General features: G+C 61.7%; 2 protein-coding genes. One reads left to right on the top strand and one right to left on the bottom strand.

The window, feature by feature from the left end:
- Positions 1–125: 125 nt before the first annotated feature.
- Complete coding sequence (locus AC6A67_RS03970) at positions 126–500, bottom strand: helix-turn-helix domain-containing protein (protein ID WP_498035265.1); 375 nt, start codon at positions 498–500, stop codon at positions 126–128.
- 1,117 nt (positions 501–1,617) lie between these two features.
- On the opposite strand from AC6A67_RS03970, the gene AC6A67_RS03975 reads away from it, so the two are divergent.
- A partial coding sequence (locus AC6A67_RS03975) for a beta strand repeat-containing protein (RefSeq protein ID WP_498035266.1) occupies positions 1,618–4,709 on the top strand: 3,092 nt, incomplete at its 3' end.

A 4,709-nucleotide genomic window follows, 5' to 3' on the forward strand; every position in this document is an offset into this window, starting at 1 on the left:
ATCTAGCGCAGCAGTCACCGTGCGGGAGCGCGGCGCGCAACCTGCGGGCGGTTTCGCCCCAACCGCCAGCCTGCGACGTGGGGCAGGGCGATCGCTCCGGATCCCCGTGATGGCAACTCGCTGGCTCAGCCCGTCTGGATGACGCGATAGATCGTGGCGGGCGACACGCCGAAGCGTTGCGCCACCACGCGCGCCGACATCTGCTGGTCGCGAACCAGCGCCAGCACGCGCTCACGCTGTGCGTCGGTGAGCGCCGCAGGGCGCCCACGCACCCTGCGCTCTGCCCGGCCAGGCCGTTCTTCGTGAGGCCGCTGGCGCGACGCTGCGGGCTGGGAGGCATGTTTGAGCAGCTCTGACGCCTGAAGCAGGGCCATGGACTGCTGCGAGCCTGCCGCGATGTCGTCGCCGATCCGCACTGTGGCGCCTGCAGCGGCGATATCGTGCAGCGCCGCCACAATCCCGTCCATGCGCGGTCCAAGCCGGGCCAGTGAACGTGTCATAAATATATCACCCTGGCGCAGGAATCCGATCGCCTGCTGCAGGACAAAGGCCTGCTCCTCCGGCCATTTGACGAGGAAAAGGCGCTCAGCGCCAGCCGATTCGAGCCAATGTTGGTCCGTGCCGCCGTCCTCAGCAAAGCACACGCCAAAACCTACCAGCACGTTTGCACCCCCCATTCAAATGCCTCGGCGATCAAAAAACGGTGAGAAAGATGTTCACCGCACAAACGCCGTGCCGCGCTGCGCCTTTTTGTGGCTGCCGCCAAAAGTCATTCATTTTGAAACATGACATCTGAGCAGCGAACTAAAAGTTACGCTGCGTAAAGCCCTCGAAATGAGAAGCTTACGTTGCGTATTCCCGATAGTGTGCCGCTCGGCGATCTCCATCCATTTCTATCTAACATAAGTGTATCGAAAATCAGAATTTTGACAATCAGGTCGCGCTTAATTTTGTGACTGTCGCGATGCTACCAGCTTTGCGGTTACGCCAATGTTTAATTGGTCGCGATTTTTTGTGCGCATGCGCACAGATGCAGGTCTTTGGGGGGAAGAAATGGCTATTTCGGGCGACAAGTCGCGCGCAACGCGTGGTCTGACGTTGATGGATCAGTGGCGGCTGGCCAACAGCCCGCAGCCAGCCTCCCGCGCAAAACGCGACTCGTTGATGTCGGGGACGGCGCTTGGCGCTGCAGTGTTTGCTGCGGTGGCGCTTTCGCCTGCCGGTGCAGACGCTGCTTCGTGCGAGGTGAGTGGGACTACTAAAACTGAGGCATATAGTTTTGATAGATATTTTTTGGGTCATAAAATTGATACGGTGAATAGAAACTCGAGAGATTATTGTGGTGAAAAGAATGAGAACATATCGGATGGGTCACGCAACGATGTTGTCGTAACATCGAATGGCGACGTTACTGGCGATGGCCTGGCGGCGTCTGGCAGGGGGTCCTTGTCTGACGAAGTTAGAAGCGCCACGCTGACAAATGATGGTAAAATTTCCAGCGAAGGCTCCAGTTTTAATGGTGTTGACGTCCGCGCTTACGGGGTCTCGTTCGACGTCGGCGCCTTAAATATTGCCGCATACAATGGAGACGCTACCTATGAGGGCTCTGGCTCCGTCATGGGTGGGAATTCCGGCATCGTGACCTCTGGCGCCGACGCGAGTTCGACAATCACTGGTCGGACAATCCGGGGCAATAACGGTGACGGCATCAACACCAGCGCGGTCGGCGCTAAGGTTTTTCTTGTAATAGACCGCGGCGGTAATAGCGTCACGGAGGTGTCTGACGCCACCGTATCCGGCTCGGAGAATGGCATCAATGCGTCATCAACCGGCTATTCGCGCGACGCCAGCACCACCGTGAACGTGACTGACAGCATCATCGAGGGTGACACAAACAGCGGCATCTACGCGATTTCGACTGGCATCGGGGCCAACGCGAGCACGACTGTCACGGTTGTCAGCGAAGACAAGCCCACGAGCGTTGATGGCGCAGAGAATGGCGTTACCGCGATCGCCTTGGCGGGTGATTTATCGAGCGACGGGAAGAGTGCGACCGTGTCCGTCTCCGGCAACGGCGTAATCACGGGCGGCGACGTTGGCATCCTCGCCTTCGCCGGCAGCTACAATGGAGATGCCACTGCTACGGTGAATACTGAGGGCGGTTCCGTTTCTGGTGACAATGGTGTCGTCGCAATTGCAGGTAGCGTGGGGAACCCTGTCTCGCTAGCATCTGCTGGCGGCTTCGATGATGTCGGTGGCTTGCTTGATCTGGTTGCAGGCGACGGCAAGGCGACCGTCAACGTGACCACAGGCGATGTCACTGCTAGCGGTGCGTTCGGTGTTGTCGGCATTGGCATCGGCACGGACAATGACGTCAATGTCACCGCCAAGGGCGACACAACGGTCATGGATGGCGTTGCTGTGCTCGGCGGCTCCATCGGTGCTAATGGCGACGTCAACGTAAGCAATGACGGTAACGTGACGAGCAACGTCGCTGGCGTGATTGCCTTCAACATGGACGGCGATGCAAGCGCCACCAACAACAAGACAATTGATCTGGGGCAGGGCGGTTCCGTCGGCCTCGCTTCCATTGTTGCGGCGAATGGAACTGCCACTGTCACCAACGCTGGGGTCATCAACGCCAACGGCGCCATAGGTGGCCTGGCGATGGGGCTTGGCGGCGCCGATGCAAAGGCGGAGAACGCGGTTGGCGCTGAGATCCTTGGCGGTCAGGGCAATGTGGCGGGGCTCGCTGCTGTCGCAGCGGACAGCGGCAATGCGACCGCCACTAACAATGGCTCTATCACCACAAATGGCGGCCTCATCGGCGTGCTGGCATTGGGGCTTGGCAGCGGCGATGCGGAGGCGCTGAACGGCGCTGGCGCGGTCGTTAACGCTGAGACCGGCAGCCTCGCGGGCCTCGCCGCAGTTTCGACGTCGACTGGCGAGGCTACCGCGCACAATGGCGGCACGTTGAACGTGTCGGGTTTGTCCGGCGCGCTGGCATTGGGTCTTGGCGATGGCAATGTTACGGCGTCGAATGGCGCTGGCGCGGTCATTAACGCGGAGACGGGCAGCCTCGCGGGTCTCGCCGCAGTTTCGACCTCGACAGGCGAGGCGACCGCGCATAATGGCGGCACGCTGAACGTGTCGGGTCTGTCCGGCGCGCTGGCATTGGGTCTTGGCAGCGGCGATGTGGAGGCGTCGAACGGCGCTGGAGCGGTCATCAACGCCAAGACCGGCAGCCTCGCGGGCCTCGCCGCAGTTTCGACCTCGACAGGCACGGCCACCGCGCACAATGGCGGTACGCTGAACGTGTCGGGTCTGTCCGGCGCGCTGGCATTGGGTCTTGGCGATGGCAATGTTACGGCGTCGAATGGCGCCGGGGCGATCATCAACGCCGAGACCGGCAGCCTCGTGGGCCTCGCCGCAGTTTCGACCTCGACAGGCACGGCCACCGCGCACAATGGCGGCACGTTGAACGTGTCGGGTCTGTCCGGCGCGCTGGCATTGGGGCTTGGCGACGGCGATGTAGCGGCGTCGAATGGCGCTGGTGCGATCATTAACGTTGAGAGCGGCAGCCTCGTGGGCCTCGCCGCAGTTTCGACCTCGACAGGTACGGCAACTGCGCACAATGGCGGCACGCTGAACGTGTCAGGTCTGGTCGGCGCGCTGGCGTTGGGGGTTGGCGACGGCGACGTGTCGGCCACCAACGGCGCCGGCGCAGTGATCAACGCTGGCTCAGGTAGCCTTGCGGGGCTTGTTGCACTGTCCACTGGCGCAGGAGGGGCAGCCGCTACTAACACTGGCACGATCAACGCCGATGGCCTGACTGGCGCGGTTGCGGTTCACCTCAGCGGCGGTGATGCCACGGCGACTAATGCTGAAGGGGCGAAGATCGAGCTGGCCTCGGGCGGTTTGGCGGCGTTGGCCGCCGTCACCTCGGGTGACGGGCGCGCCATCGCCACCAACGACGGTGAGATTGCGGTTACGAACGGCCTTTTCGGCATGGTCGCCGCTGGTATTGATGGCGGCGATGCAATCGCCATCAACAATGGCGACATTGATCCTCCGCTTGTAGGTCAGGCTGCGCTGTCTTTCGGCTCAGGCTGGGCGGTCGCCGTCAATAACGGCAGCGTCGACTCCGAGCTTGTTGGTTCGATCGCGCTCAATGTCGGCGATGGCCGCGCCATTGCGATCAACAACGGCGATATCTTCTCCACCAGCGGTCTGCCGCTCGTTGGTCTCGCGGGCGTCAAAGTTGGCGATGGCGTTGGGTACGGCGTCGACGTTGCGGTCATCAATACCGACTCGATCGCTGGCTACGCCATGGGCGCCGTTGGCGTCGCTGTTGGCGACGACAATGTGGCGCTGACTGTCAACGGTCCAGGCGCAGATATCAACGCCAGCCTCGCCGGCGTGACGGGCGTCGGAATCGGCGATGGCAATTTCATTCTCAGCGGCAACAGCGGCAAGGTCGATGCAGCCGTCACGGGCGTCGCCGGCTATGTTGAGGGGGACCGGAACGCGCTGGGCGTGTTCAACACGGGCCAGGTGAACGCCGATGGCATCGGCCTGCTGGCAGTCGTCAATAGCGACGACAATCGCCTCACCCAGTTCAATAGCGGCACGGTCGACGCGGGTCTGGTCGGCATGGCCGCCTATATTGACGGCGATCGCAACCGCGCCCGCGTGAGCAATGAAAAAGA

The sequence above is a fragment of the Camelimonas sp. FR25 genome (genome assembly GCF_059740505.1).